25 protein-coding genes are annotated in these 25152 nt (G+C 72.4%); 14 read left to right on the forward strand and 11 right to left on the reverse strand.

The annotated features are described in order from the left end of the window. Window positions 1-9 precede the first annotated feature (9 nt). Genes fliO through AH6_RS13810 form a run of 5 tightly spaced genes read left to right on the forward strand, consistent with a single transcriptional unit; the run spans window position 10 to window position 3453 of the window. Window positions 10-447, forward strand: coding sequence for a flagellar biosynthetic protein FliO (gene fliO, locus AH6_RS13790; protein WP_067479287.1), 438 nt, complete (start codon window positions 10-12; stop codon window positions 445-447). Continuing rightward, a complete protein-coding gene (gene fliP / locus AH6_RS13795; protein ID WP_067479289.1) occupies window positions 444-1331 on the forward strand; it encodes a flagellar type III secretion system pore protein FliP in 888 nt (295 codons plus the stop codon). Before fliO ends, fliP begins: the two co-directional genes overlap by 4 nt. Before the next feature lie 10 nt (window positions 1332-1341). Further along, window positions 1342-1617 carry a flagellar biosynthesis protein FliQ gene (fliQ, locus tag AH6_RS13800; RefSeq protein ID WP_067479291.1) on the forward strand — a complete coding sequence of 92 codons (276 nt, stop codon included), beginning with the start codon at window positions 1342-1344 and terminating at the stop codon, window positions 1615-1617. Between the two features lie 4 nt (window positions 1618-1621). Next, window positions 1622-2383, forward strand: coding sequence for a flagellar biosynthetic protein FliR (gene fliR / locus AH6_RS13805; protein ID WP_067479294.1), 762 nt, complete (start codon window positions 1622-1624; stop codon window positions 2381-2383). Further along, window positions 2380-3453, forward strand: coding sequence for an EscU/YscU/HrcU family type III secretion system export apparatus switch protein (locus AH6_RS13810; protein ID WP_067479295.1), 1074 nt, complete (start codon window positions 2380-2382; stop codon window positions 3451-3453). The genes fliR and AH6_RS13810 overlap by 4 nt, the downstream gene beginning before the upstream one ends. Window positions 3454-3534: 81 nt before the next feature. Here AH6_RS13810 and AH6_RS43695 read toward each other — a convergent pair whose 3' ends face one another. Together AH6_RS43695 and AH6_RS13815 are read right to left on the reverse strand one after the other, a co-directional pair. Further along, complete coding sequence (locus AH6_RS43695) at window positions 3535-3693, reverse strand: hypothetical protein (protein ID WP_157431449.1); 159 nt, start codon at window positions 3691-3693, stop codon at window positions 3535-3537. A 317-nt stretch (window positions 3694-4010) separates the two neighbouring features. Further along, the gene (locus AH6_RS13815; protein ID WP_067479297.1) at window positions 4011-4544 is read right to left on the reverse strand and encodes a hypothetical protein; all 534 of its coding nucleotides are present in this window, start codon (window positions 4542-4544) and stop codon (window positions 4011-4013) included. A gap of 241 nt (window positions 4545-4785) precedes the next feature. Between AH6_RS13815 and AH6_RS13820 the strand changes: the two genes are divergently transcribed. Further along, window positions 4786-5805 carry a chymotrypsin family serine protease gene (locus tag AH6_RS13820; protein ID WP_157431450.1) on the forward strand — a complete coding sequence of 340 codons (1020 nt, stop codon included), beginning with the start codon at window positions 4786-4788 and terminating at the stop codon, window positions 5803-5805. Between the two features lie 107 nt (window positions 5806-5912). Here AH6_RS13820 and AH6_RS13825 read toward each other — a convergent pair whose 3' ends face one another. From AH6_RS13825 to AH6_RS13835, 3 genes are all read right to left on the reverse strand, one after another. Next, entirely contained in the window at window positions 5913-6293 is a 381-nt protein-coding gene (locus tag AH6_RS13825; protein WP_067479301.1) for a hypothetical protein, read from the reverse strand. A gap of 170 nt (window positions 6294-6463) precedes the next feature. After that, complete coding sequence (locus AH6_RS13830) at window positions 6464-7675, reverse strand: cytochrome P450 family protein (protein WP_067479303.1); 1212 nt, start codon at window positions 7673-7675, stop codon at window positions 6464-6466. A 175-nt stretch (window positions 7676-7850) separates the two neighbouring features. After that, window positions 7851-8039, reverse strand: a complete 189-nt coding sequence (locus AH6_RS13835) for a hypothetical protein (protein WP_067479305.1) — start codon at window positions 8037-8039, stop codon at window positions 7851-7853. Between the two features lie 230 nt (window positions 8040-8269). Here AH6_RS13835 and AH6_RS13840 point away from each other — a divergent pair, with 230 nt between their 5' ends. Further along, window positions 8270-9691, forward strand: coding sequence for an aminotransferase-like domain-containing protein (locus tag AH6_RS13840; protein WP_067479307.1), 1422 nt, complete (start codon window positions 8270-8272; stop codon window positions 9689-9691). Window positions 9692-9791: 100 nt separating this feature from the next. Beyond that, the gene (locus tag AH6_RS13845; RefSeq protein WP_083982767.1) at window positions 9792-11504 is read left to right on the forward strand and encodes a PEP-utilizing enzyme; all 1713 of its coding nucleotides are present in this window, start codon (window positions 9792-9794) and stop codon (window positions 11502-11504) included. A 74-nt stretch (window positions 11505-11578) separates the two neighbouring features. Here the strand turns inward: AH6_RS13845 and AH6_RS13850 are convergent, their stop codons facing one another. After that, window positions 11579-12349 (reverse strand): IclR family transcriptional regulator, encoded by a 771-nt coding sequence (locus tag AH6_RS13850; RefSeq protein ID WP_083982769.1) that lies wholly within the window; start codon window positions 12347-12349, stop codon window positions 11579-11581. Window positions 12350-12486: 137 nt separating this feature from the next. Then, window positions 12487-13578: a monodechloroaminopyrrolnitrin synthase PrnB family protein gene (locus AH6_RS13855; RefSeq protein WP_083982771.1), complete on the reverse strand. Its 1092-nt coding sequence runs from the start codon at window positions 13576-13578 to the stop codon at window positions 12487-12489. A 372-nt stretch (window positions 13579-13950) separates the two neighbouring features. Between AH6_RS13855 and AH6_RS13860 the strand changes: the two genes are divergently transcribed. Both AH6_RS13860 and pdxR read left to right on the forward strand, forming a co-directional pair. Continuing rightward, the gene (locus AH6_RS13860; protein WP_169807848.1) at window positions 13951-14529 is read left to right on the forward strand and encodes a hypothetical protein; all 579 of its coding nucleotides are present in this window, start codon (window positions 13951-13953) and stop codon (window positions 14527-14529) included. A gap of 162 nt (window positions 14530-14691) precedes the next feature. After that, window positions 14692-16113 (forward strand): MocR-like pyridoxine biosynthesis transcription factor PdxR, encoded by a 1422-nt coding sequence (gene pdxR, locus AH6_RS13865; protein ID WP_067479313.1) that lies wholly within the window; start codon window positions 14692-14694, stop codon window positions 16111-16113. A 7-nt stretch (window positions 16114-16120) separates the two neighbouring features. Here the strand turns inward: pdxR and AH6_RS13870 are convergent, their stop codons facing one another. Next, the gene (locus tag AH6_RS13870) at window positions 16121-18415 is read right to left on the reverse strand and encodes an Rv1355c family protein (RefSeq protein ID WP_067479315.1); all 2295 of its coding nucleotides are present in this window, start codon (window positions 18413-18415) and stop codon (window positions 16121-16123) included. Window positions 18416-18540: 125 nt separating this feature from the next. Then, window positions 18541-18711, reverse strand: a complete 171-nt coding sequence (locus tag AH6_RS43700) for a hypothetical protein (RefSeq protein ID WP_157431452.1) — start codon at window positions 18709-18711, stop codon at window positions 18541-18543. A 114-nt stretch (window positions 18712-18825) separates the two neighbouring features. Here AH6_RS43700 and AH6_RS13875 point away from each other — a divergent pair, with 114 nt between their 5' ends. Together AH6_RS13875 and AH6_RS13880 are read left to right on the forward strand one after the other, a co-directional pair. After that, on the forward strand, window positions 18826-20091 hold the full coding sequence (locus tag AH6_RS13875) for a cytochrome P450 (protein WP_067479317.1): 1266 nt from the start codon (window positions 18826-18828) through the stop codon (window positions 20089-20091). A 210-nt stretch (window positions 20092-20301) separates the two neighbouring features. Then, on the forward strand, window positions 20302-21666 hold the full coding sequence (locus AH6_RS13880) for a tyrosine phenol-lyase (protein ID WP_218005812.1): 1365 nt from the start codon (window positions 20302-20304) through the stop codon (window positions 21664-21666). Between the two features lie 24 nt (window positions 21667-21690). On the opposite strand, the gene AH6_RS13885 is transcribed toward AH6_RS13880, so the two are convergent. Beyond that, window positions 21691-22371, reverse strand: a complete 681-nt coding sequence (locus AH6_RS13885) for a hypothetical protein (protein WP_067479321.1) — start codon at window positions 22369-22371, stop codon at window positions 21691-21693. Between AH6_RS13885 and AH6_RS46605 the strand changes: the two genes are divergently transcribed. Both AH6_RS46605 and AH6_RS13890 read left to right on the forward strand, forming a co-directional pair. After that, window positions 22372-22500 (forward strand): hypothetical protein, encoded by a 129-nt coding sequence (locus AH6_RS46605; RefSeq protein ID WP_281180229.1) that lies wholly within the window; start codon window positions 22372-22374, stop codon window positions 22498-22500. Window positions 22501-22613: 113 nt separating this feature from the next. Further along, complete coding sequence (locus AH6_RS13890) at window positions 22614-23801, forward strand: cytochrome P450 (RefSeq protein ID WP_067479323.1); 1188 nt, start codon at window positions 22614-22616, stop codon at window positions 23799-23801. Here the strand turns inward: AH6_RS13890 and AH6_RS13895 are convergent. Continuing rightward, the gene (locus AH6_RS13895; RefSeq protein WP_067479325.1) at window positions 23798-25030 is read right to left on the reverse strand and encodes a cytochrome P450; all 1233 of its coding nucleotides are present in this window, start codon (window positions 25028-25030) and stop codon (window positions 23798-23800) included. The genes AH6_RS13890 and AH6_RS13895 overlap by 4 nt on opposite strands. Between the last annotated feature and the right edge of the window lie 122 nt (window positions 25031-25152).

Here is a 25152-nt window from a genome sequence, read left to right on the forward strand (position 1 = left end):
GCCCACCCGATGATCGAGACGATCCTGCGGATCACGCTGTCGCTGGCGGTGGTCCTGGTCCTGATGTGGCTGCTGGCCAAGGTCGCGCGCCGGCCGCTCGCCGGCCGCGGCGGCGACACCGTCGCGGTGCTGGCCCGCCAGCAGCTCACCCGCGGCACGTCGGTCGCGGTCGTGCGGGTGGCGGACCGGGCCCTGGTGCTCGGCGTCACCGACGCCCAGATCACGCTGCTGGCCGAGACCGACCCCGCGACCGTCGAGCGGGCCCGCGAGGGCGCCGAGCAGCGCGAGCCCGTCGCGCTGGACGCCGACGGCGCGGACCGTCCCCTGGACGACGACCTGTCCGGCCTCGACGAGTCGACCGCGTCCCCGCTCGCCGGATCGGCGCTGTCACCCCGCACCTGGACGGCGGCGCTGGACGTCCTGCGCGAGAGGACGGCCCGCAAGTGACCAAGCGTTTCCTCGTCCTGCTGCTCACCGGCCTCGGCCTCGGCGGCGCCCTGCTGCTCGGCGGCCCCGCCATGGCCGCCACTCCCGAGACCGCCACCATCGCGGCTGCCCCGACGCCCACGCCGAGCCCCACGACCCCGGGCACGACCGCGCGCCCGACCCCGCGCTCCACCCCGAGCGGCCCGCAGGGCCCGAGCGGCCCCCAGGGCACCGGCACGAACGGCCGCGTGACCGTCGACATCAACGGCGTCAACGGCAAGCCCAGCCAGTCGATCATCATCCTGCTCGGCCTGACGGTCCTGTCGGTCGCGCCCGCCATCCTGCTGCTGTGCACCGGCTTCACCAAGATCTTCGTGGTGCTCAGCCTGACCCGCAACGCCCTCGGGCTGACCAGCGTCCCGCCGAACCAGGTGCTGGCCGGGCTCGCGCTGTTCATCTCGCTGTTCCTGATGAGCCCGGTCGTCTCCCAGGTCAACGACGACGCCGTGCAGCCCTACCTCAAGGGCGACAAGAGCATCTCCCAGGCCGTGGCGGCGGGCACCCCGCCGATCCGCGAGTACCTGGAGAAGCACACCCGCAAGGACGACCTGGCGCTGTTCACCAAGGTCGCCGACCGGCCCAAGCCCGCCAACGCCGAGGCGGTGCCGATGACCACGCTCGTGCCCGCCTTCGTGCTGTCGGAGCTGAGATCGGCGTTCATCATCGGCTTCGTCATCTTCATCCCCTTCCTGATCATTGACCTGGTCGTCTCGGCCGTCCTGATGTCCCTGGGCATGATGATGCTGCCACCCGTCACCGTCGCGCTGCCGTTCAAGCTGCTGCTGTTCGTCATGGTCAACGGCTGGGGCCTCATCATCACCGCACTGATCGCCAGCAACCACTGAGAGGCCCGCCATGAGCGACACCGAGGTTCTGCACATCGCGCTCCAGGCGATGACGATGGCCGCCAAGCTCGCGGCGCCGGTCCTGCTGACCGCCCTGCTGGTCGGCTTCCTGATCTCGCTGTTCCAGTCGGTCACCCAGATCCAGGAGGCCACCCTCGCCTTCGTCCCGAAGGTGATCGCCGTCGGCGGCGCCCTGCTGCTCAGCGGCAACTGGATGTTGCACCAGCTGATGAGCTTCACCACCGAGCTGATGGCCAAGATCCCCCAGCTCGTCGGCGGGGGGTGAGCCCGTGACGGCCCTGTCGGCCCCGGCGCTGCTCGCCGTGCTGCTCGGCTCGATCCGGGCGGCCGCCTGGCTGATGATCTGCCCCCCGTTCAGCTCCAAGGCGATTCCCGCGCCCGTCAAGGCCCTGCTGTCGGTCGCGATCGCGCTGCCGCTCACCCCGAAGTTGTCCGGGCAGGTGCCCGACCTGACCACCGGCGCGGTGCTCACCGCCGCCGTCGAGCAGGTCGTCGCGGGCGTCGCCCTCGGCTTCCTCACCTCGCTGGTGTTCGCGGCGATCCAGGCCGCCGGCGACCTGCTGGACCTGCTCGGCGGCTTCTCCCTGGCCGCCGCCTTCGACCCGATGTCGCAGTCCACCAACTCGGTGTTCGGCCGCTTCTACCACATGCTCGCCACCACCCTCCTGCTGGTCAGCGGCGGCTACCAGATGGTGATCCGCGGCTTCACCTCCTCCTACGAGCTGCTGCCGATCCAGGGCACGCTGTCGCTGGAGACGCTCAGCGAGCTGCTGACCGGAGGCATCGCCCACATGTTCGTCGCCGCCCTCCAGATCGCCGGGCCCATCATCGCCGTGCTGTTCTGCGCCGACGTCGCGCTCGGCCTGCTCAGCCGCGCCGCGCCCGCCCTCAACGTCTTCGCGCTCGGCTTCCCCGTCAAGATCCTGCTGACCCTGGTGCTCGCGGGCACCGCCGTCGCCGTGCTGCCCGGCGTCCTGGACGGCACCGTCGACCACGCCGTCCGCCTGATGCTCAAGGCGGCCCACGGATGAGCGGCGAGAAGACCGAGCAGCCCACGGCGCGCAAGAAGCAGCAGGCGCGCAAGGAGGGCAACCACGCCCAGAGCCCGGACTTCGCGGCCTGGGGGATCGTGCTGGTGGCGAGCTTCGTGGTGCCCATGACGCTGCGCAACACCGCCGACGCGGCCGCGGGCGTCTTCCAGCAGATCGACGAGGTGGCCGCCAACCCCGACCCGGCGCTAGCACTGAAACTGCTGGGCAGCGGAGCCCAGGCAGGAGCGCTGGCATTCGCCCCACTGGCCGCCGTCACAATCCTGATCGTCCTGGCCGCAGCAGCCGCGCAGGGCAGCCTGAAACCAGCCAGCAAACTGCTGATGCCGAAGTTCAAGCGACTGAACCCCGCCACGGGCCTGAAGCGCATGGTCGGCGGGCACGCCCTGTGGGAACTGGTGAAGGCCCTGCTGAAAACCGCCGTGCTCGGCGCGGTCGCCTACCTGTCGCTGCGGGACCTGGTGCCCCAGCTGATGGCGGCCGGATCATTGCCGATCGCATCCGTCCTGACGACCGCGGGCCAGGCGGCCGTCTCCCTGATGCGCTGGGGCGGCGCAGCGGGCCTGCTGCTGGCCGCAGGCGACTACGCGATGGCACGCCGCCGCACGGGCAAGCAACTGCGCATGACGAAGCAGGAAGTAAAAGAGGAACACAAGCGGAGCGAGGGCGACCCACACGTCAAGGGCCAGATCCGAGCCCGCCAAGCCCAGATGAGCCGCAACAGGATGATGGCGGAGGTACCAACGGCCGACGTGGTAGTGGTCAACCCGACCCACGTAGCCGTAGCCCTACGCTACGACCCATCCCGAGGCGCCCCACGAGTAGTGGCGAAGGGAGCCGACCGGATAGCCGCCAAGATCCGCGAAGCAGCAGCCGAACACCGCGTACCAATGGTGCAGGACATCCCGCTGGCCCGCTCGCTGCACGCGGGCTGCGAGATAGGCCAGGAGATCCCACCGGAACTGTACGGAGCGGTGGCGAAGGTGCTGGCATTCATCATGGCGCTGAAGTCGAAGGGCTCGGCGGCAGGCACACACAAAATGGCAGCCTGACACTCCAGACCCACCACGGACCAGAACACGGCGTGACCACCCCCCTGCTCCGCTGTGAAGCCCCCGGCACTGATCGGCTCGCTACGACGTCGATGTGTAGGTGACCGCCAGCGTCGGCAGGACGGTGGGAACTGATTTGGCTTCGTCCCGACCGGCGAAGAACACCAGGCCGCGTGGCTTGGACTCGTCGACGGCCTTGAGCAGCAGGCCGTGGCCGGGCGCCGCGATCCAGCCGCGCACGGAGACGGGATCTTCGACCGGACCTGGATGCGGACGGTCTACGAGGCCCTCCGGCCCACCGTCGAACCGACCACGAAGTGGTCCGACGCCATGCTGGCGCCGCCTCCCGAGCACGTCCTTCGCCCGCTGGATGCTGCCGGCGCGCACCAGGAGATCGCGGATCGGTTCGCCAACGCCTTCGACCAGCCGATCTGGAGAACTGGTTCTTCGACCCGGCCAAGGCACACTCCTACCTCGGCGCGTTCGCTTGACCGCCATGACGGGCACGCAGACGGGCCCACGCCGTCGGTCGGCCTGCTCTGCCGCAACTCGTCTTCTCAGCGCCGGTTTCGCGAGACATGGCGCCACGGCCGTCCGCCGGGTACGGCGAGGATGCCGTCGCCTCCCATGTCCCCGGCGAACCACACCTCTGTGCCGACGCCGGGACCTGGCGCGGGGAACGAGCAATGGGCCTGTCCGTCGGGCTTGAGCAGGATGACGCGTGTGTCACTGCTCCACCTGCGGCCGTTGGCGCGCGTGCCTTCGCCCGAGACCACCCGTACCTGGTCGATCCGGCAGGGCCAGACCTGCCAGGAGCAGGTGCGCAGTATGCGGTGTTCCCTGACGCGTGCTCTCAGCCAGAGGACGACCAGTCCGAGCGTGACGAGCGCGGTGACGCCGAGCATCGCACCGAGGAAGGCGGCCGATCCTCCAGCGGAGAGAAGGAAGGCCACCGCGACGAGCTGGACGGCGAGCACCGGCGCTCCCCAGGCGAGGCCCGCGCGGAATCCGCTGCGTACCTCGTCCACGACGCCCGGCACGTCACCTGCCGCCCCGTGGAGAACCTGATATCCGTACTCGTTCACTTCCACTGTCCACTCCCGATGACGTCGCGGCGAAGGTGATTCTATCGAGATGCGTTAGAATTAATAAGCCCTCCCCGGCCGATGTGACACCTTCTCTGTGTTGTGCGGCCCTCAACAAATCCAGGGGTCGGTCCCGCGTGTGTCCGAACCTTTGCCTTCCCATAGTGGAGGCCGCTTCGGCGTCGTTTTTGGGGGTGAGCGGATATGTGTGATTCTCGTTCCTGGTTAATACGGTGGCCCTGCATTCATGGAAGTCCTGCTGAAGGGGCTGATTTCATTGCGGCTACCAAAACGGACGGCTCGGTTCGTCCTCGGAGCGGCGCTGGTCGCGGGCCAGGGGGGTTCCGCCCTGGCGGAGACGTCGCGCGACTTGAACCCCTGCGTTCCCTCCCCGAAGTCGGGGCGCCTCTGCTTCTCCACCGTCGAGACCCGGGAGGCGTTTGAGACGATCAAGGGTCTGCGCTGGCATCCGAAGGCGCGCGAGGCGACCTTCGCCTTCCATCCCGCGGCGGACGGCTCGAAGCTCGTGGTCTCCTTCGGGCCAGCCGACCGTGAGGTCGCGGACGCGCTCAGGCGGCGGCACGGGGCCAGGGTGGACATCAAGATCGATCTACCGCTGCGACTACGGGGCGGCCGGCTCAGGCAGTCGGGCCGCGCCGGCGACGCCAGCCCGCACTGGGGCGGCGCCGCGGTTCAGGCCGAGAGCACGGTCTGCACCTCCGGTTTCTCGGTGGTCTTCCCCGGCGGAGGCAGAGGATCGGTGTCGGCGGGTCACTGTTTCGACAACGGCGCGGGGTTGGCGTCCGGTCTGCAGTTCTTCGGAGTCACGCAGGGGGAGAGCGGATATCCCGACTACGACATGATCGCCATCATGTCGGGTGGCGCCTACGCCAACCGGATCTACACCGACCCCGGCGCACCCATCTCGCGAACGGTGACCGGCAAAGGCGATCCCGGCCTCAACAGCCTCATCTGCACTAGCGGCAGGCTGAGCAAGGCGAAGTGCAACGGGAAGGTGGTCAGTCTCGACGGCGTGCTCTTCCAGGGCGGTGGCTGGACGACCGGCCTCATCGTGGCGAACAAGCCGGGACAGGTCATCGGGACGGTCGGGGACTCCGGCGGTCCCGTCTACTCCGCGTCCGCCGGTGACGGCGCGGTGATCCGAGGCATGGTGGTCGGCGGAACCCTCAGCGGCGACACGGTCTACGCGGAGAAGATCTCCAGCATCGAGGCACACCTGGGCGTCACGGTGGCGACCACCCCGTAGCGGGGAACCGTCGAAAGCCGGATCCGGCCGCACCTTTCGGTGACGGCCGGATCCGTGGTCGGTGCGCGGTCAGGCCGCGAGGGCCCGCGGCCTTTCGGTGACGGAGGTCACGCCTCCTCGAGCCAGTACGAGCTCACCCCGAAGAAGCAGCCGGACTCGGTCATCTTCGGTGAGACGAAGCTGTAGAACTTGTTGGGCTCCATCTTCGTGTAGTCGGTGCGGTAGGTGAATCCGAACGTGCACGAGACGGCCAGCCGGGCCTTCGTGTAACCACCGTAGTCCAGGACGCGTGAACATTGGCTGGCGCTTGCGCGGAAGCCATTGCTCTCGAACGTCTTGTGCGCGTAGTAGGGACAGGAGAAGGTGCCGCTCGGCGTCGCGAGGGTGCCGGCCATCGCCGGGGCCGCGGTGGTCACGCTCAACGCGCTCAACGCGATCAGCGTTGCGGCCGCCGCGGCGCCGGTGCGCGCCTTTCGATTGGCGATCACGAGAATTCCCCCTTGCTGTCAGGTGGTGATGCCGATATCGATTTTTCCGATTTTCGGCGAATGCCACGATGACCATTCATGGAAAGGAATCTGCTTGGAGTGGTCGGTGTGACGGGTGGGTCCGTCACCCGGCGGGTCGCCCGGTCAGGACGCCGAGAGTCGGCGGCGGCTCACCCGCCGAGGCGGACCGGCAGGCTCGTCAGCGCGCGCACCAGGAAGCTGGCGCGGTGGGTCAGTTCGGCGCGGGGCACGGCCAGGGTCATCTCCGGGAAGGCCCGGACCAGCCGGGGCACGGCCACCTGCCCCTCCAGCCGGGCCAGCGCCGCGCCCAGGCACAGGTGCAGCCCGTGGCCGAAGCCGACGTGCCGGACGTCGGTGCGGGTGAGGTCCAGCCGGTCGGGGTGGGAGAACCGGTCGGGGTCGCGGTTGCCCGCCGCGACCACGGGGAACACCGGCGCTCCGGCGGGCAGCGGCGTCCCGGCGAACTCCAGGTCCTCGCCGGGGAACCGCCACAGCGCGGTCAGGAACGCGCCCTCGTAACGGATGAACTCCTCGACGGCCCCGGCGGGCAGGTCGGGCACCGCCAGCACGAGACGCCGCTGGTCGGGGTGGTCGAGCAGGGCCAGAACCGCGTTGGCGATGAGGTTCTGCGTGGTGTCGAAGCCGCCGATCACGAAGGAGGTGACCATGGCGATCAGCTCGGTCTCGGTGAGGCGTTCCCCGTCCTGGCGGGCGGCGATCAGCTCGGAGGTGACGTCCTGGCCGGGGCGGCGGCGCTTGTCGGTCAGCAGCTGCCGGGCGTAGTCGATGAGCGCGGCCGACGCCTCGGGCGCCCGCGCGGCGACCGAGGGGTCGGCCGAGAAGATCGTCATGGTCAGGTCGAGGACGAACCGGCGGCGCTCGAACGGGATGCCGAGGATCGCGCTGATGACGTCGCACGGGACCAGGGCCGCGTAGTCGGCGACCAGGTCGGCCTCGTCCCGCTCGCGCAGCTCGTCGATCAGACGGTCGGCCGTACGCTCGACGATGCCCCGCCAGGGCTCCATCTGGCGTGAAGTGAACATCTTGGCGGTGAGCCTGCGCAGGCGGGTGTGCCGGGGCGGGTCCGACAGGGCCAGGGCCTCCTCCAGCTCGGTGCCGCGTCCGATGCCCAGACCGGCCGCCTGGAACTCGGGGCTCGCCGAGGAGTAGGCGCAGCTGAAGCGGGAGTCCGACAACAGATCCCGCACGTCCTGGTAACGCGTCACCGCCCACATCGGCACGTCCCCGTAGGGGAACCGGAAGGCGTGGACGGGGGAGTGACGGCGAAGCCAGGTGAACGTCGCGTGGGGATCGGTGAAGAACTCCGGGCTGAACAGCGGTGTCGGAGAGGAGGGTTCCATGGCAGGCGACTCCTGGACGGATCGTGCGCGGACGGTGACCGGACGAGATCATCTGATCGTCCGGCGTGACCGCGCACCGATCCAGGTCCGCACAGCAGCGGATGTCGCCGTGCCACTTCGAGGTGACCCTGACCCGTCGGGACGGGCCCACGGCAGGGACGAGACGGTCCTGCCGTCAGCTCGTGAGCAGCGTCTCGTTGTGGTTGCCGCTGATGATGCCGCCGCCACCGCCGGAGGGCTGCCCGGAGGCGACGGTCTGGCCGGTCGTCGTGGCGGAGGACGCCTGAGCGGGAAGGACGTGCACGGCCACGGTGAGAAGGGCGGTGCCCAGTCCGGCGAGGATGAGCTTCTTGCGGTTCGGCATTGCTGCTCCCTGTGACGGGGTGGATGGTGCGATCACCTCCTGAATGTGCGGCCGGGCGCACGCCGCCGCCATCGCCGCTTCGCGCGTGGTCGCCGAGCTGAGTGGCCTTTCCGGCGCGGTCGTCGCCGTTCTGTGCTGATCCGTGCCGTTCCGCACCCCGGAACGTTTCGCCGTTCGCGCCACGGGCCTTCCTAACGTGCGGAGCGACAGCGCCGAACAGGAGGCAGGCAGTGCGCTTCAGCGAACCACTCAACATCGTCATCCATCTCGACAGGCGGGCGGCCACGCCTCTGCACGCCCAGATCAGCCGCCAGTTGCGGGCGGCGATCCGCGACGGCGTGCTGGCCCACGGCGACCGGATCCCCTCGACCCGGACGCTGGCCGCCGAACTCGGCGTGTCGCGTTCGGTCGCGCTGCACGTCTACCACGAGCTGTACGCCGAGGGCCTGGTCGAGGCCCGCTCGGGCTCGGGGAACTTCGTGCACTGCCCGCAGCGACAGCCGCGACGGAGTGAGTCGCCGGGCGTGCGACCGTCCGCGACCCCGATCGACCTGCGGCCGCTGGGCGCGGGCGGGCACGGGTTTCCCGCCGCGGTGTGGCGGTCGGCGTGGCGCCGGGCCGTCCACCGCGTGCCCGGCCCCGCGTCGCGGTCCCCGCAGGGCGACCCCGAACTGCGCGCGGCTCTGGCCGCCCACCTGCGCAAGCAGCACGGTCTGAAGTGCGGCGCCGACCAGATCGTCGTCACTTCGGGCCGGGTGGCCGCCCTGGACGCGCTCTGCCAGATCGGTGCGGGCCCGGGGGAGAGCGTCGCCTTCCAGCAGCCCGGTCCGGGCGACCTGCGCCGCCTGCTGGCGGCCCGGGCCGTGGACGTCATGCCGTTGCCGGTCGACGCCGAGGGCGTCCTGGTGCCCCGGATGTGCCCGCGCGTGCGCATGGCCGTGGTGCGCCCGGTGCAGGCACACCCGCAGGCCCGGCTCTCCGCCCGCCGCAGGGAGACCCTGCTCGACTGGGCCGCGACCGAGGGCCTGACGCTGGTGGAGCTGGAACGCGACCCGTTCATGGCGTCGTCATCGCCGTCGCTGCCGCTGGCCGCGTCGGCGGAACACCGGCCGACCGTCTTCCTCGGCTCCTTCACCGACATCCTCGCGCCCGCTCTCGACCTGGGCTACGTCGTCGCCCCGCCGGAGCTGGTCCCCGCCATCACCCGGGCCGTGTGCGGCGGCCGTCTCGATCCCTCCCCGGTCGTCCAGCGGGTCGCCGCGACCCTGCTCGGCGAGGACCATCTCGCCCGCTACCTGCGCCGGATGACGACCCTCGGCCAGGCCCGCCGCCGGATCGTCCGGCGCGCGCTGGCCACGCTCCCCCCGGACCAGCTGGCCGAGACCGGATTCGGCGGCCTGGAGGCGACCCTGCGGCTCGGCCACCTGCCGGCCCGCGAGGTCGCCGACCGTCTCCGCGCCCAGGGCGTCCTCGTCGAGACCGGCGACGCCCCCGGGCCCGCGCGGCGGCCCGACCGCATCGTCATCGGCTACGGCCACCTGGACGAGGTGACGCTCAAGCGCGGCCTGCACCAGATCGTGCGCACCCTCACGCAGATGGGCCGGGAGCCGAGCAGGGCGCCCGACACCGGGCGACGGCGCGGCTCGGCCTGAGCCGACCGTCCCATCCGGCGGCGGGAGCGGACCGTTCAGCGCCGGCTTCCGGCGGATTGCGGCCCTGCCCGCCGCGCCGGGAGCACGTCAGGGTGACCCTGTGCCCCACGCCCTCGCCTCCCCGTCGTTCCCCCAGCCCTATCCGGGCCAGCCGCACCGGCCCGCGAGCCGGGCGCCCGACCCGCTGCGGCCCATGACCGACGTCGACCACGGGCGGTCCTGGCTGCTGGACTTCCACTGGCCGCGGGGCCTGACGCCCCTGGGCCTGACCCTGGCCGAGGACTTCTCCCGCGCGGCGCAGAAGGCCGCCGTCGCGCTGGGCCCGGCCGCCGCGGGCGGCTTCGCGCACCGCAGCGTGGGCACCCACCTGTACTTCGGCGAGGTGGGAACCGGCCCCGTGGCCGACGGCGGCGCGGGGTCCCGGCGGACGGCCCGCGCCGCCGCCTCCTTCGCGGCTGCCTTCGAGAGCCGCTGGGCCGCCATGACGGCCGAGCTGGAACGCTCCTCGGCGTCGTTCGAGACGGCCGAGACCGCCGGCCTTCCGCTGCGGCGGCTCGCGGCCGAACTCGCGCGGGCCCGTGCGCTGCACCGGCGGGCGTGGGACCTCCACTTCCAGGTGATGTACCCGCTGCTCGTCCACTACCTGAACTTCCAGGAACTGTGCCGGGACCTGGGACTCGACCCGGCCCGTACGGCCACCTACCTCCAGGGGTTCGACAACCGCATCCTGCGGACCGACCGCGACCTGTGGACGCTGGCCGCCCTGGCCCGACAGGCCGGGCTGGAGTCCCTGTTCGCCCGGACCCCCGCCGCAGGACTGGCCGCCGCCCTGGACCGCGCCGGGCCGCCGGGACGCGCCTGGCTGGGACGCCTGGCGGACTTCCTGCGACAGTGGGGGCACCGGACCGAGGGCACCGCCGACGTCAACCTGCCGAGCTGGCGCGAGGACCCCACCCCGGTCCTGGGCACCGTGAAGACCTTCCTGCAGCGCCCCGGCGGCTTCGACCTGACCGCGGCCCAGCGGCGGTCGGCCCGGCAGCGCGACGAGGCGGTCGACCAGGCCCGCGGGTCGCTGTCCACCTCCCGACGCCGCCTGTTCGACGAGGCCCTGGCGTCCTGCCACCAGGCCAACTTCGCCTGGTGGAACGACGAGCACAACTTCTGGATCGACCTGAGGGTCGCGCTGCCCATGCGGACGGTGTGCCTGGCGATCGGCAGGACACTGGCCACCGACCGGCCCGACGACCCGCTCTACCTGTTCGGCCCGGAACTGGCCGGCCTGGTCGTCGGCCGCACGGCCTGGCGGGACCTGGCCGGACGGGTCGAGGCACGGCGGGAGTACTTCCAGCGGTGGCTGGGCCGCCGGCCCACCATGCCCGCGCTCCTGGGAACCGTCCCCGACCAGGTCCACGACCCGGTCCTGCTGGAGATCTTCGGTGTCCGCGACCGCTACCTTCAGGCCGTCAGCGCCACGGCCGCGCCCGTCCGGCTGTCGGGCCTGGCCGCCGCGCCGGGCAGCGCCACCGGCCGGGCCAGGGTCCTGTACGACGCCGACGACCTGCACGCCATCCGGCCCGGTGAGATCCTGGTGTGCGAGTCGACCAGCCCCAACTGGACCCCGGCCTTCGGAAAGATCGCCGCCTGTGTCAGCGACATGGGCGGCGCGCTCAGCCACGCGGCCATCGTCAGCCGCGAGTACGGGGTCGCCTGCGTGGTGGGGGTGGGCACGGCCACCCGCACGATCGCCACGGGCGACCTCCTCCAGGTCGACGCCGACGCCGGACGGGTCACGATCCTGTCCAGGGCCACGTGAGCCCGCCCGGTCATCGCATGATCATTAAGCTGTCGCCGGGGCCCGCCCGCGCCCGCGCTCACCGGCACCCGCTCTCACAGGCACAACGAACGTTCCAGCCTGACCGCCGCCGAGCCGACCAACCGGGACAGCCGGTCCAGGTGGGCGGCCATCTCCCGCTGCGGACCGACGACCGAGATCGCGGCCCTGGCCACCCCCGCGCCGTCCCGCAGCGCCGCCGCCACCGAGGTGAACCCCATGCTGACCACGTCGTCGGTGACCGCGGTGCCGCGCGCCCGCGCCTCGGCCAGCGACCGGTCGAAGGCCCCGGCCGTCCCGGCGCCCGCGGGCTCGGCCGCCCGTGCCACCTGCCCGGCCTGCCGGGCCAGGGACGGGTTGAAGGCGGCCATGACCTTGCCCGAACTGGTGCGGTGGGCGGGGATGCGCCGCTCGATGTCGGCGAAGTCGGGCAGCTGCCGCGCGGGCACCAGCCGTTCGAGGTAGACCACGTCCGGCCCGTCGGGAACGGCCAGGTGCACTGTGCACGCGGTCGCCTGCCGCAGGTGTTCCAGCATCGGCAGGGCCGTCTGCCGGATGCGGACCCGGTTGACGGCCGCGTAGCCCAGCTCGATGATCCGCAACCCCAGCCGGTAGTTGGCCGACTCGGGGTCCTGCTCGACGAAACCACGGGCCCGCAGTGTCGACAGCAACCGGTGGGCGGTGCTCTTGGACACCCCCAGCCTGCGGGCCAGCTCGGTGACCCCCAGTTCCTCCTGCGCGGTGAAACAGGTCAGCAGCTCCATCGCGCACAACACGGACTTGAGCCCGCCCCCGGTGCCCGGCTCCGCCGCCAGCGTGCTTGCCATGTCGTCCCCTTCGCCCAGCGTGCACTGGCATCAGCATCGCCGCCGGGCCACTGGGGAGGACATGGGGAGCCGACCCCAAAGATCGCCCTAGCCATTGAGCGACGGAGCGGGGACGTCCGCGCCGGTCGGCCCGGTCCTCAGCCGCCGCACGGCCGCCCGGCCATCGCCTGCTGGAGCAGGTGCTGGTGGTCGCGGGTGTGGGCCAGCACCACCTTCAGCAGGTCGACGGTGTGACCGGCGCTGCCGTGGTCGAGGACGCGGATCCGCCGGTCGTGCCCGCGCCGGGCGTAGCTGAGATGCCGCCCGCGGAAGACCACCAGCTTCCTCAGCACCTCGGCCAGCGCCCGCGCGCTCGTCTGCACCGGCGAGTCGAGCCCCGGCGCCCGGTGCTCGGCCAGCGCGGTCACGACCCTGGGGACCAGCGGCCTGCCGCCCGCCAGCCCGCCGTGCAACGCGCGGATCTCGACGCTGTTGTACAGCGGCATCTCGTCCTGGAGCCGGGCGTGGTCGGGATCGCCGCGCTCGGCGCCCCACAGCAGGGTGTCCAGCACGAAGAAGGGGATCTGCGCGGGCGCCGGCCCCAGGTAGTCGGTTCCGCCGATCCGCACCGCCTCGAAGAACGGCCGCATCCGCTGGGCGAAGAACTGGGGCGGCACGTCGTCCCGGATGAGGTCGATCGCCAGGACGGGCACGTCCAGCAGGGTGGCCACGGCCGCGCACCGGCGCGCGAACTCCGGATCGGCGACGTCGGCCTGCTCCAGCCGCCACAGGTGGTCGATGGCCTGGTGGACGGCCTGCTCGGAGACGCGGACGGACTCGATCATCGCCGCTTCGGCCGTGCCGCCCAGGTACATGCGCTGGCGGGAGCCGCGCGGGTTGCACGCCCCGTAGTGCGAGATGGTGTCGCGGGGAACCGCCCGAGTGCGCCGCGCCAGCTCCAGCAGGACGTCGCCGACCTCGGGGACGGCCGACACCGGCTGGGTGCCCAGCCGCCGGATCGACCCGAGGAGCATGCCCAGGTCGCGCGTCGCGGCGACGCACTCGGTCCGCCTGAGGTGCGTCGCCACCCGCCGCGCCCGGCGGGTGAGGGTGTCCAGGGCGTCGACCAGGGCCGTCAGATCGTCGGTGGCGTTCATGCGCGGCAGGTCGCGCAGCACCGTGTCGGCGTCCAGCGGGTCCAGCGCGGCCGTCTCGACGGAACACGGCTTCAGCGACAGGTCGAGCGGCATGAGGCCCCCAGGCGGAGTGACGGACAACGGCTTTCATCGTTCAGCCGGGTGAGCGGGGCCGCGAAGGGCCACTCAGCGACGAGCTGCGGGAGGCCAGTCAGCGCGGGCCGCGGGGCGGCCGGGACGGTTTGTGGTCCGTCCCACCCGGACGCTGAGCGGTCGTTGTCGGCTCGCGCGGCACGGGCCTGCAATGAGGACGTTCGAGAAACGAGGCGCCTCATGAACGCTCAGGGCACGATTCATCGTCAACCACTGCTCACTCAGGGACAGCTCCGGGATCTGCGTCGTTTTCACGAGGTCGGCCGTGCGTGGTGCCGACGTCAGGAGCTGACGGTCGGGATCCGGCACGACATGGCGCTGTGGGCGCGGCACATGGACACCGCTCCGTGCGCCGACGGCGTGAACCCCACCTTCGACCCGAAGTGCGGCCCGGCCGCGGGGAACGAGTCCTTCTGGATCGAGGTCCGGGACGCCACCGGCCTGACCGTGGGATGCGTGGCGGCACGCGTGTTCAGGAACGTGGACCTGCGGTGGCTCCTGGAGTCGATGCGCCTGTGGTTCGATCCGCTGCCCGCCGCGCTCACCGGGCAGGAGGGGCCGCGCCTGCTGCTGCGGGCGGACCTGAGCGGCGACACCTGCCACTTCGGCGGGCTCTGGGTCCATCCGGACCGGCGCGGCGGTCTCCTCGCCGGTCTGCTGGTGCGGCTCGCCCGCGCACACGCCGTCGAGCGCTTCGGCCCGATGCTGGAGACCAGCATCAGCTTCCGCGAGCTCGCCCTGCGGCCCTCGTTCGCCGCCGGGCACGCCTTCCAGCACGTGGTGCCCTGCCTGGAGGGCCACTTCCCGCCGACCCGCAGAGTCGAACTCATCTACCTCAACTACAGTCCGGCGGGCCATCTGGAGGAGATCCTGCCCGCCACCATCGCCCTCTTCTCCGCCGCTGGGAGCTGATCGGTCCCGCCTATTCTCAGGGTGGGGGCGGGAAATTCTTAGGGGACGTACCGGTGGGCGACCGCAATGCCCGTGCCCGCTCCGCGCAGCCATCCTTGGCCGTGTCATTCCCAGGAGACCTCGGGTCCGGTCCCGGGGCCGCGTGCCGAAGGCGGCGTCGTCATGCGCTACTCGCAACCCCTGCACATCCCGCTCCACCTGCGCCGGGACGACCCGGCATCGCTCCACGACCAGCTCGTCGGCCAGGTGCGTGCCGCGATCCTGGGCCGGGCCCTGGCGCCGGGGGACCGGCTGCCCTCGACCCGGAACCTGGCCCGGGCGCTCGGGGTCTCCCGTTCGGTGGTGGTCTCGGCGTTCGACGCGCTCCTGTCGTCGGGGTGGCTGGAGGCCCGGCCCGGCTCGGGCACCTTCGTCGCCCGACGGCAGCGGACGGGCGCCGCCGCCTCTGCTGGACCGTCCTCGCCACCTCAGGGCCGGACATCCCGGCTCCACCCCGTGCTGGCGGACCTGACACCGGGACAGACCGGCTACCGGTCGTTCCCGGTGGAGGCGTGGCGTGCCGCGTGGCGGCAGGCCAGCCACCACCTCGACACCGCCTGGGACACCTCCGCGCACGGCAGCCTGGAGCTGCGGACGGCGGTCGCCGGGCACCTGCGGCAGTGGCGCGGCGTCGCGTGCGCCGCGGACCAGATCGTGATCACCACCTCGGTGGCCCACACCGTCGGGCTGCTGGCCGGTTCGCTGGTCCGCCCGGGCGACGGCGTGGTCGTCGAGGACCCCTGCTCGGCGGCGATCCGTGACGCCCTCACCGGGCACGGCACGTTCCTGGACCGGTGTCCCGTGGACGCGCTGGGACTGGTTCCCCAGACGCTGCCGGACGGGGCGGCCCTCGCCGTGGTCTCGGCGGGCCACCAGTTCCCGACCGGTGCGGTGCTGTCCACGGCACGGCGCACCGCGATCGTCGACTGGGCGCGTGACAGCGGCGCGCTGGTCGTGGAGGACGACTCCGGCTACGAGTTCTGCCGGCAGGAACCGCCGCCGCCCACCATGCTGGCCACGGGCGCGCCGGGCCAGGTGGCCTACACCGGTTCCTTCGACGCGGTCGTGGCGCCGCTGGTGCGGCTCTCCTACGTCGTCACCGGACGGGACCTGGCCCGGGACCTGCGCCTGCGCCTGGAACGCCAGGCCGGTCCGCCGCCGGTGCTGATGCAGGCGGCGATGGCCCAGCTCCTGCGCGAGGGAACCGTCCTGCGTCACGTCAGGCGCCTGGCCCGCCAGCACGCGCACAGCCGCGAACTCATCCGCCGTGCCTTCGGCCGTCACCTGCCGGGAGCCGAGGTCACGGGGGACGCCGCCGGTGACCACGTCGTCATCCGCCTGCCGTCGGCCGTCTCCGCCGAGGACTACGTCCACCGGCTGCGAGGACGGGGTGTGGTGGTGCCGCTGATGAAGGACTGCGCGGTCGGCGGGGCCGATCGCGAGGACCGGCTCGTACTCGGCTACGGGCACCTGGCTCCCGACCGCCTGGACCAGGTCCTGCGCCTCATGACGCGGACGGCGTCGTCGTGGCGCGGCGCCGCCTGACCGGCGCTCACCCGAGCCGGAGGACCTGGTCGAGCGGCATCCGCAGCGATCTGGCCGTCGGCGGCCCGGCGATCCCCAACCGGAACAGCACCACCTGCGCGTGGTTGGCCTCGGGTGGGAACAGCCGCCGGTAGTCGCGGCCCAGCGCGTGCAGCTCCTGCCGTTCGGCCGCCGAGAAACCGGCGCCCGCGCCGCGCTCCAGGCGGGCCAGCAGGTACGGCAGGTTGGTCATCGGTTGCAGGAACAACCCGCGCGCCGAGGCCTCCAGCCACAGCCGCTGCAGCGCCCGGCCGCCGAGGAAGAAGCTGTCGCGCGAGAGCCCGGGCACGCTGACGAGCCCGATCGCCGAGGCGGCGGCCGCCTGGTCGCGGGCCACCTCCTCCAGCGCCGCCCCGCCGCCGGTGCGCGCCAGCAGCCGGACCACCCTGCTCTGGGAGACCAGACGCAGCCCGGCGAGTTCGGCGGGACTGAGCTCCATCGTGGCCACGTCGATGCCGTGCGGCAGCGCCTCGGCCTCGGCCGGCGTCCAGCGCAGTCCGGGCATCGTCTCGCGGTGGATGGCCGGGTTCAGCGTCCCGACGCGGTCGGCCGCGCCGATCAGCCGGGCCAACCGGGCTACGTCGCCGTCGGAGACGCACAGTTGCAGCCGCGCTCCCAGCGAGGTGCAGGTGGCGGTCAGCGCCTCCAGGGTCGCGGCGTCGACCGGCCGCCGGGCGTCCCGCCGCCGGTTGGTGACCCGGCGTGTCAGCCAGGCGGCCAGCGGGTGGCCGGCCGACGCCGCGCCCGGCGTCAGGTGCACGGTGCACACCAGGTCGGGGTCGCCGGGATCGGGCCAGGTCAGCACGCGCGTGCGCAGCCCGAGCTCGGCGGCGGCGATCCGCAGGTTCTCCGTCACCGCGCCGAAGGTGGCCCACGTCGCGCCGTGCTCGAAGTCCAGCGTGGGAAGGTCGCGGCTCGCGTCGTGCCTGCACTCGATCAGCGCGCTGGCGGCGCGCCAGACGAACCGCCAGGGCTGGGCGTTGTGCGGGGAGGGCGCCAGCGCACCCATCGCGACCACCCACCGCACCATGTCCGTGGTGATCGGGCCCGCCGGCGATGGCGGCGGCTGCGAGGGCACGGCGGGCGCCGCCGGGACGCCGGGCGCGACCGCCGCCGGCGCGGGCGGCGGGACCGGCCGACGGTACAGGAACCGGTCACCGTCCAGGTCGGCCAGTGGATCGACGTAGATCCGGCCGGATGGGACGGCCTCACCCAGCAGGATCCGCCGGGCGGCCTCGGTGGCCACCGCACCGCCCAGCATCGCTCCCGACGCCAGCTGCGGCCACGACGACAGCGTGTGGTCGATCTCGGGCAGGGAGGCGGCCATCCGGTCGCTGATCCGCCCCGCGTCCAGCAGCGCCAGGACGTAGGGCACTTTGTCGCGGGTGGACAGGCCCCGCAGATCCCGGGCGTCGACGCCGCCGAGCAGGCCGTGGAAGACGGGCCGGTCGGGTTCGAGATCGAAGCGCTCGACGTCGAGCATCCCGCGGTCGTTGGTCTCCATCAGCACCGGGACCCGGGCGCGGCGGGCCTCCTCCCGGACGACCACCTTCAGGTGGAGGTCGTCGCACTCCTCGACCACCAGGTCCAGGCCGCCGTCGCCCCGCACGAAGTCCTCGACCGAGCGCGGGTCGACGCCCTCGGGAAGGACCTGGACGTCGAGGTAGGGGTCGAGCTCGAACATCTGGCGGGCGGTGAGCACCGTCTTGGGCAGGTCGAGGTCGTGGACGGCCGCGCGCAGGCGGTTGGTGTTGGAGAGCTCGACCAGGTCGAAGTCGGCGATCCGGAAGGCGCGGCCCACCCCCTCCTGGGCCAGGGTGAGGGCCGCCGCGTTCCCGGCCGACAGGCCGACGACACCGATGCGCTTGGTGGCCAGGACCGCCTGCTCCACCTGCGTGATCTTGTTCCGGTTGCGGTCGGCGCGCAGCTCCCGGAACTCGGCCTCGGGCAGCAGCCGCACCAGCCGGGCCGACCAGGGATACCAGACCCACCTGCCGTACCGGTCGGGCGGCAGGCCGACCAGGATCTCCTCGGCGAGCCGGTCGAGCCGGACCTCGTCCCGGGCGTGCCGAGGGTGGCGGCTGCGGGCCAGCTGCCGGATCTGCTGCGGGAGGGTGTCGTACCTGCACAGGATGGCGCCGGCGCGTTCGAGCCGCTCCAGGCACCGCCGGTCGGCGGGGTCGGCCGGGTCGAACAGCACCGGGCGCCAGGTGTCGCGCCCGGTGACGACGCTCGACCGGGCGTCCACCGGGGAGGAACGCATGGGCCCGCCACCCCTCGCTCGTCGGAGTCTGGATCCTGTCCGCTCATGCTCGGGTGGTCCGGCTGGACGATGAAGGGCCACTTAACGACGAAACCGACCGGTCCGCCCGTTCGGGGCCCGCTGTCTCAGAAGACGACGCCGACCTTCTTGAGGGTGTGCCGGACCACGCATCCGCCGTCGCTCTGCGACATCCACTCGATCTTGTAGTCGACGGGGTCGGCGGCGTGCGCGGGAGGAACGGGGGAAAGGACCGCGGCGGCGATCGCCGCCGCGGCGCCGGACGCCGCCCGGGCCACTGCCGCGTGAGGTTGGCGGCTCAGTGGGACTGGCCGGGACCGGGCGTGCCTGGCTGCATGGGCTCACCGTGGCACCGTGGCACCGTGACACCGCGGTCCGAGCGAGGAGCCGAGATGACGCACCCGAACCCAGACGCCGCACGTCCGGTCGTCGACTTCGACCACCACTCCCGCGAGTACCGCGACGGCTGGCAGGAGATCAGCGAGCGCAACGCCGCCGGGTGCCCGGTCGCCTGGACCGAACGGCACGGCGGTTTCTGGCTGGTCTCGGGGCACGCCCCGCTCGTCGAGGCGATCCGCGACGACGCCGCGTTCTCCTCGGCCCACGACCTCACCGGCGCGCCCGGCGGCTACCAGGGCATCATGATCCCCGCCTTTCCCCGCCGCTCGATCCCCATCGAGCTGGACCCGCCGGAGTTCTTCCACTACCGGCGCCTGCTCAACCCGCGCCTGTCGCCCGAGGCGGCCCGGCGGTGGGAGCCCTACACGCGCCGGGTGACGGCCGCCTGCCTGGACCGGGTCAGCCGGGCCGGACGCATGGACCTGGTCCTCGACCTGGCCACGCCGGTGCCCGCCGTCGTGACGATGAAGCTGCTGGGCATCCCGCTGGCCGACTGGGAGCGCTTCGCGGCCACGATCCACCAGATGACCTACACCACGCCGGGCACCGAGGAGTTCGACGTGGCCGCGCGGGGCATGGGCGACATCGTCCAGGCGGTCCAGCAGAGCATCCAGGAGCGGCGGCGCAGGCCCGCCGACGACCTGATCTCCCATCTGGTCGCCGCGCGGGTGGAGGGCGAGCCGCTCGACGCCGAGCGGCTGACCGGCATGTGCACCACCGTGCTGGCCGGCGGCGTCGACACCACGACCTCGCTGCTGGCCAACGCCCTGCACTGGCTGCACCGCCATCCCGACCAGCGGCGTCGCCTGGCCGCCGACCCCGGCCTGCTGACGGCCGCGACCGACGAGTTCCTGCGCTTCTTCGCGCCGGTGCAGATGCTCGCCCGCACCGCCACGCGCGACGTCGTGCTCGGCGGCCAGCGGATCGGCGCGGGAGAGCGGGTCATGCTGTCGTTCGCCGCCGCCAATCGCGACCCCGCCGTCTTCCCCGACCCCGGCCACCTCGACCTGGCCCGCTCGCCCAACCGTCACCTGGCCCTCGGCGCCGGGATCCACCGCTGCGTGGGCGCGCACCTGGCGCGGGTGGTGTTCGCGACCGTGCTGCGGGAGGTGCTGACGCGGATGCCCGACTACCGCGTGCGGGAGGCGGAGGCCCGGCGCTACCCCTCGATCGCGGCGGCCAACGGCTACGTCTCGATGCCCGCCACCTTCACGCCGCACGCGCCGGCCGCCGAGGGGTCCTGGCTCGACCTGGCCTGAGTCCGGCCCTGGGGGGACCTTCTGATCCGCTCGCGGAGATTACCGGCACGTAAGTGGTCATGTCGGCCCGACCCGCTGCGGAGGGACAGTGGTCGTCGGTCACGAGGACGTCGGCCCCGCCGCGACCGGCCCCGCGCCGCCGTGCGCCGCCGACGCCCGTGTCCCCGCCAGCCGACTCCGACCGAGCGAGTGATGACCGTGCCGAACAGAGTGACCGCCGAACCCTACAAGATCAAGATGGTGGAGCCGATCAGGCTCAAGAGCCACGCCGACCGGCTGCGGGCGATCGCCCAGGCCGGGTACAACACCTTCCTGCTGCGCAGTGAGGACGTCTACATCGACCTGCTCACCGACTCCGGGACCAACGCCATGAGCGACCGGCAGTGGGCGGGGATGATGCTGGGCGACGAGTCCTACGCCGGAGCGCGCAATTTCTACCACCTCCAGCGGGCGGTGCGGGAGGTCTACGGCTTCCGGCACCTGGTGCCCACCCACCAGGGTCGGGCCGCCGAGCACATCACCTCCCAGCTCAGGATCAAGCCGGGCCAGTTCGTTCCCATGAACATGTACTTCACCACCACCCGCGAGCACGTGGAGCGGGCCGGGGGACGGTTCGTGGACTGCATCGTGGACTCAGCCCACGACCCCACCAGCGACGACCCGTTCAAGGGCAACGTCGACATCGCCAAGCTGCAACGCCTGGCCGACGCCAACGGCCCGGAGTCCATCGCCTACATCTCCCTGGCCCCCGCCGTCAACATGGCCGGGGGGCAGCCGATGTCGATGGCCAACGTCGAACAGGTCGCGCGCTGGGCCGAACCGCACGGCATTCCCATCATCTTCGACGCGACCCGCGCCGTGGAGAACGCCTACCTCATCCAGCAGCGCGAGCCCGGCTACCAGAACGTCACCGTGCGCACCATCCTGAAGAAGATGATGGCGCTGGGCGAGGGTTGCACGATGTCCTCCAAGAAGGACAACCTGGTCAACATCGGAGGCTTCCTGGCCACCGACAACGAGGAGTTCTTCGCGGCCGCCAAGGAGATGGTGGTGGTCTTCGAGGGCCTGCACACCTACGGCGGGATGGCGGGCCGGGACATGGAGGCGGTGGCCCGGGGCATCTACGAGATGGTCGACGACGCCTACATCGCCAGCAGGGTCGGGCAGGTGCACTACCTGGGACGGCAGCTGGCCGACGCGGGAGTCCCGATCGTCACGCCCGTCGGCGGGCACGCGGTGTTCGTCGACGCCGACCGTTTCCTGGCCCACCTGAGGCCCGAGGCGTTCCGGGCCCAGAGCCTGGCCGCCGCGCTGTACACCGACAGCGGCGTCCGCGCGATGGAACGAGGACGCGTCAGCGCCGGACGCGACCACGGGTCGGGAGAGAACCGACGCCCGCAACTGGAGACCGTCCGCCTGACGATCCCGCGCCGCGTCTACTCGAACCTGCACATGGACTACGTGGCCCAGAGCTGCATCGACCTCTACCAGGACCGCAAGCAGATCACCGGGTTGCGCATGGTGTACGAGCCCGCCTCGCTGCGGTTCTTCCAGGCGCGCTTCGAACCGCGGTAAGGCCGTGCGGGCCGTCGCCGCCGATCACCGGGGAGCCTCACCTTCGCGGTCGAGGCGGTCGACGGCCTGACGCAGGCCCGCGGGCAGGGCGGAACGGTCACCGACGCCGGTGACCAGGCCGAACTCCTCGGGCCGGTCGGGGAAGTAGAGCGCCGGGTGCCGCTGGCCGGGCCGGAACGGCGCGTCGGGCCGCGTCAGCAGGGTCTTGTCGGCCTCGAACGCGGGATGACCGTCGACCGGTTCGATCCGCACCCGCAACACCACCCGCCGCCTGCCGTTGACCCGCACGCCGGTGTCCTGGACCCCCAGCACGGTCGCCACCGCGCCCGAACCCTCGGACGCCAGGACGCTCCGGCGTCGCGCCGCGCGCCGCGCGGCCCGGCCGGAGAGCAGACCGACGGCCACGATCAGCAGGCCGACCGCCAGCAGGGACGCGCCCAGCAGGACCGGGGCCACGCCCTGGCCGGTGACCGTCACCGCTCCGACGCCGAGGAACAGGAAGATCCCCGGAAAGACCAGCCGGGCTCCGAAGAACGCCGCGGCGATGGCCAGGAACAGGCCGGTGGGGACGAGGGCCACGTGCCGTTCGGCGTCGCCGCAGGAACCGACGCACCCCGTCGACGACAGCAGGACGTGGACCGCGTACCCCATCGCGGCGCAGCCGACGAACCCGGCCGCGTAGGCCGTTGTCGTGCGAGGACTCACGTGGTCGTCTCCCCTGTCGCGACGGAGGCGGCCAGGGCCGCCCGGCGGCGGGGCGTCGGCATCCGCCGACGCCCCGCCGCCATCCTCGGCGACGCCGCGTCCGCCGCCCAGATCCACAAAGGCCGGTGACGGGGAACGCAGTGGTCCTGGAACGGGACTCGCGGCGTCGGCACGATCGAGGTCCGGGGGCTGCCCGGCCGCCGTCGCGAATCCCTCGCGCAAGCGCATCCCAGGAGACCGACATGGCCGACGCCGCGCACACCGGCGAGGACCTGACCGACCAGGCCCACCACGCCGACCCCTTCCCGGCACTGGCCCGGCTGCGGGAACAGGGCGTGGTCCGGGACGGCGCCACCGGGTTCTGGCTGCTCACCAGGCACGAGGACGTCGTGTTCGCGCTGACCCGGCCCGACCTGTTCCGCCAGGCCAGCCTGCACACCCCGGCCTGGCTGCCGCGCAACCCCTTCGGCAGCCTGGTCGTCCTGGACCCGCCCGACCACACGCGCCTGCGGCGCCTGGCCGGCGCGCACTTCACGCGGGACGCGGTGCGGCGGCTGACGCCCGAGATCCGCAGGATCGTGGCCGACCACGCGCACGTGCTGTCGGCCGACCGGGACGTGGAGTTCATGGGCGAGTTCGCCGTGCCGGTGACGGCGACGGTGATCTGCCACCTGCTGGGCCTGGACCGCGGGCTGGCCGGGCGGCTCCAGGGGTGGAGCGGCACGATCCTCCAGGCCACCGTCGTGGCCGAGGACGACCACCGGACCCAGCGGCGCCTGCTCGCGGAGATCCAGGAGATCATCGACACCGTGACCGGCACGCTCGACCGGGTGCGCGCCGAACCCGACGGCGGCATCGTCAGCAACATCGTCCAGGAGGGCATGGACCACCACGGCCTGACGCCGCAGGAGCTGGTGGACTTCCTGGTCACCCTGGTGATCGCGGGGACCGAGACGACCGCGAGCCTGCTGGGCAACACCGTGGCGTGGCTGGCGCACCGGCCCGACCCCTGGGAGACGGCGCGGCGGGACCGCGCGAAGCTGCCGGACTTCGTCGAGGAGGCGCTGCGGCTGCACTCCCCGGCGATGAGCACCCTGCGCGTCACCTCCCAGCAGGTGCGCGTCGGCTCGGCCGAGCTGCCGGCGGGGGCGATGGTGCAGATCTTCCTCGCGTCGGCGCTCCGGGATCCGCGGCACGTCGAGGAGGCCGACCGGATGGTGCTGGGGCGCGGCATGGCGAACCTGGCGTTCGGCCAGGGCGTCCACTTCTGCCTGGGAGCCGCGCTGGCCCGGGCGGAGGCGCTCGCGGCGTTCGAGGCGATGGCCGACCACGGCGTGCGGACGGTGGCGGTGACCCGGCCGATCGTCTGGCGGCCCAGCGCGATGATCCTGCGCGGCCCGGAGCGCCTGCACGTGCGGATGCGCCGCTAGGCCAGGTCCGTGCCGTCGGTCCCGGCGGCAGGGGTGAACGCGAGGTCCAGGGCGGCGAGCCTGCGGGTGACGAACCCGACCTCCCGCAGTTCCGCGCCGTCGGCCAGCCGCAGGTCGGGCAGCTCCCGGAGCAGCTGGCCGATGGCGACGGCGACGGTGGTCCGCGCCAGGTTGGCGCCCAGACAGAAGTGCCGGCCCCGGCCGAAGGTGACGGTGGCGCCCCCGGGAGTGAACGCCTGGGCGGGGTCCAGTTCGGCGCGGTAGGGGTCGAAGGCGTCCGGCCGCGTGAACCGGTCGGGGTCGCGGTTGGCGGCGCCGATCATGCAGGCGACCGTGGCCCCCGCCGGGACGACGCCGCCCGACAACTCGACGTCCTCGGCGGCGTACCGCAGGATCAGATGGGCGGGCGGACGCAGCCGGATCGCCTCGATGTGCATCCGGTCGACCAGGCCAGGGTCGTCGCGGACGGCGTCCAGGTGCTCGGGGTGCAGCAGCAGCTGCGCCACCGTGTTGGCGATGCCCGACACGGTGGTGTCGCCGCCGGCGGAGACCAGCGTCGAGCAGTGCGCCTGGATCTGCTCCTCGGTCAGCGGCCGGCCGTCGAAGCGGGCCGTGCACAGCGCCGAGAGGACGTCGTCGCCGGGGGCGGCGCGCCGCCGCGCGATGAGAGGACGCAGGAACGCGGTCATGTCGGCGCGGGCGGCCAGCCCGGCGGCGGCCACGTCGGGGTCGGCGGCGAGGTTGGACATGAAGGCGATGAGCGCGTGGTACCAGCCCTGGAACCGTGGCCGGTCCCGCTCGGGCAGGTCGAGCAGGGCGGCCATCAGGTTGATCGGCAGCCACCTGGCGTACCGGTCCATCAGGTCCACCCGGCCGTCCCGCCGGAAACCGTCGATCAGCTGGGTGGAGATGCGGGCGATCTCGGGGACGACGCGTTCGTGGTGGTCAGGCCCGCGCAGCGGAGTTCCCAGCAGCCGCCGGTAGCCCGCGTGCTCCGCGCCGTCCATCTGCACGATCGTCCGGCCGCCCATGACCGGCTCGGCCTGCCACGCGTAGCACTCGTTGGTGAAGGGCGGACCCTTGAGCGCCCGCACGACGTCGACGTGGCGGCTGACGACGTGGTAGCCGGTCGCCGGGTGCACGTAGAGGGGGTGGTGGGCGCGCATCGTGGCGTAGTGGGCGTAGGGGTCCTCGGCGTAGGCGGCGGACAGGAAGTCGGGTCCGGTCACGGCTGGTCCTCCCTCATGCTCGGTGCTCGGGGACGCGGGGCGCTGACCGTCAGCATGGGAACCGCCGGACCGTGGCGACAGTTCCGGTCAGCGGCTTTCTGCCGGTCGAAGTGGCCGGGTGG

The organism is Actinomadura hibisca NBRC 15177, assembly GCF_001552635.1.
GTDB classification, from domain to species: Bacteria; Actinomycetota; Actinomycetes; order Streptosporangiales; family Streptosporangiaceae; genus Spirillospora; species Spirillospora hibisca.

Coding starts and splice junctions, on each gene's coding strand:
- AH6_RS13855 (WP_083982771.1), bottom strand. CDS start 13,578: ATGCCGCTCGACCTGTCGCTGAAGCCGTGTTCCGTCGAGACGGCCGCG.
- AH6_RS13875 (WP_067479317.1), top strand. CDS start 18,826: ATGACGCACCCGAACCCAGACGCCGCACGTCCGGTCGTCGACTTCGAC.
- fliO (WP_067479287.1), top strand. CDS start 10: ATGATCGAGACGATCCTGCGGATCACGCTGTCGCTGGCGGTGGTCCTG.
- AH6_RS13870 (WP_067479315.1), bottom strand. CDS start 18,415: ATGCGTTCCTCCCCGGTGGACGCCCGGTCGAGCGTCGTCACCGGGCGC.
- AH6_RS13820 (WP_157431450.1), top strand. CDS start 4,786: ATGGAAGTCCTGCTGAAGGGGCTGATTTCATTGCGGCTACCAAAACGG.
- AH6_RS13860 (WP_169807848.1), top strand. CDS start 13,951: ATGGACACCGCTCCGTGCGCCGACGGCGTGAACCCCACCTTCGACCCG.
- AH6_RS13810 (WP_067479295.1), top strand. CDS start 2,380: ATGAGCGGCGAGAAGACCGAGCAGCCCACGGCGCGCAAGAAGCAGCAG.
- fliQ (WP_067479291.1), top strand. CDS start 1,342: ATGAGCGACACCGAGGTTCTGCACATCGCGCTCCAGGCGATGACGATG.
- AH6_RS13890 (WP_067479323.1), top strand. CDS start 22,614: ATGGCCGACGCCGCGCACACCGGCGAGGACCTGACCGACCAGGCCCAC.
- AH6_RS13850 (WP_083982769.1), bottom strand. CDS start 12,349: ATGGCAAGCACGCTGGCGGCGGAGCCGGGCACCGGGGGCGGGCTCAAG.
- pdxR (WP_067479313.1), top strand. CDS start 14,692: ATGCGCTACTCGCAACCCCTGCACATCCCGCTCCACCTGCGCCGGGAC.
- AH6_RS13830 (WP_067479303.1), bottom strand. CDS start 7,675: ATGGAACCCTCCTCTCCGACACCGCTGTTCAGCCCGGAGTTCTTCACC.
- AH6_RS13835 (WP_067479305.1), bottom strand. CDS start 8,039: ATGCCGAACCGCAAGAAGCTCATCCTCGCCGGACTGGGCACCGCCCTT.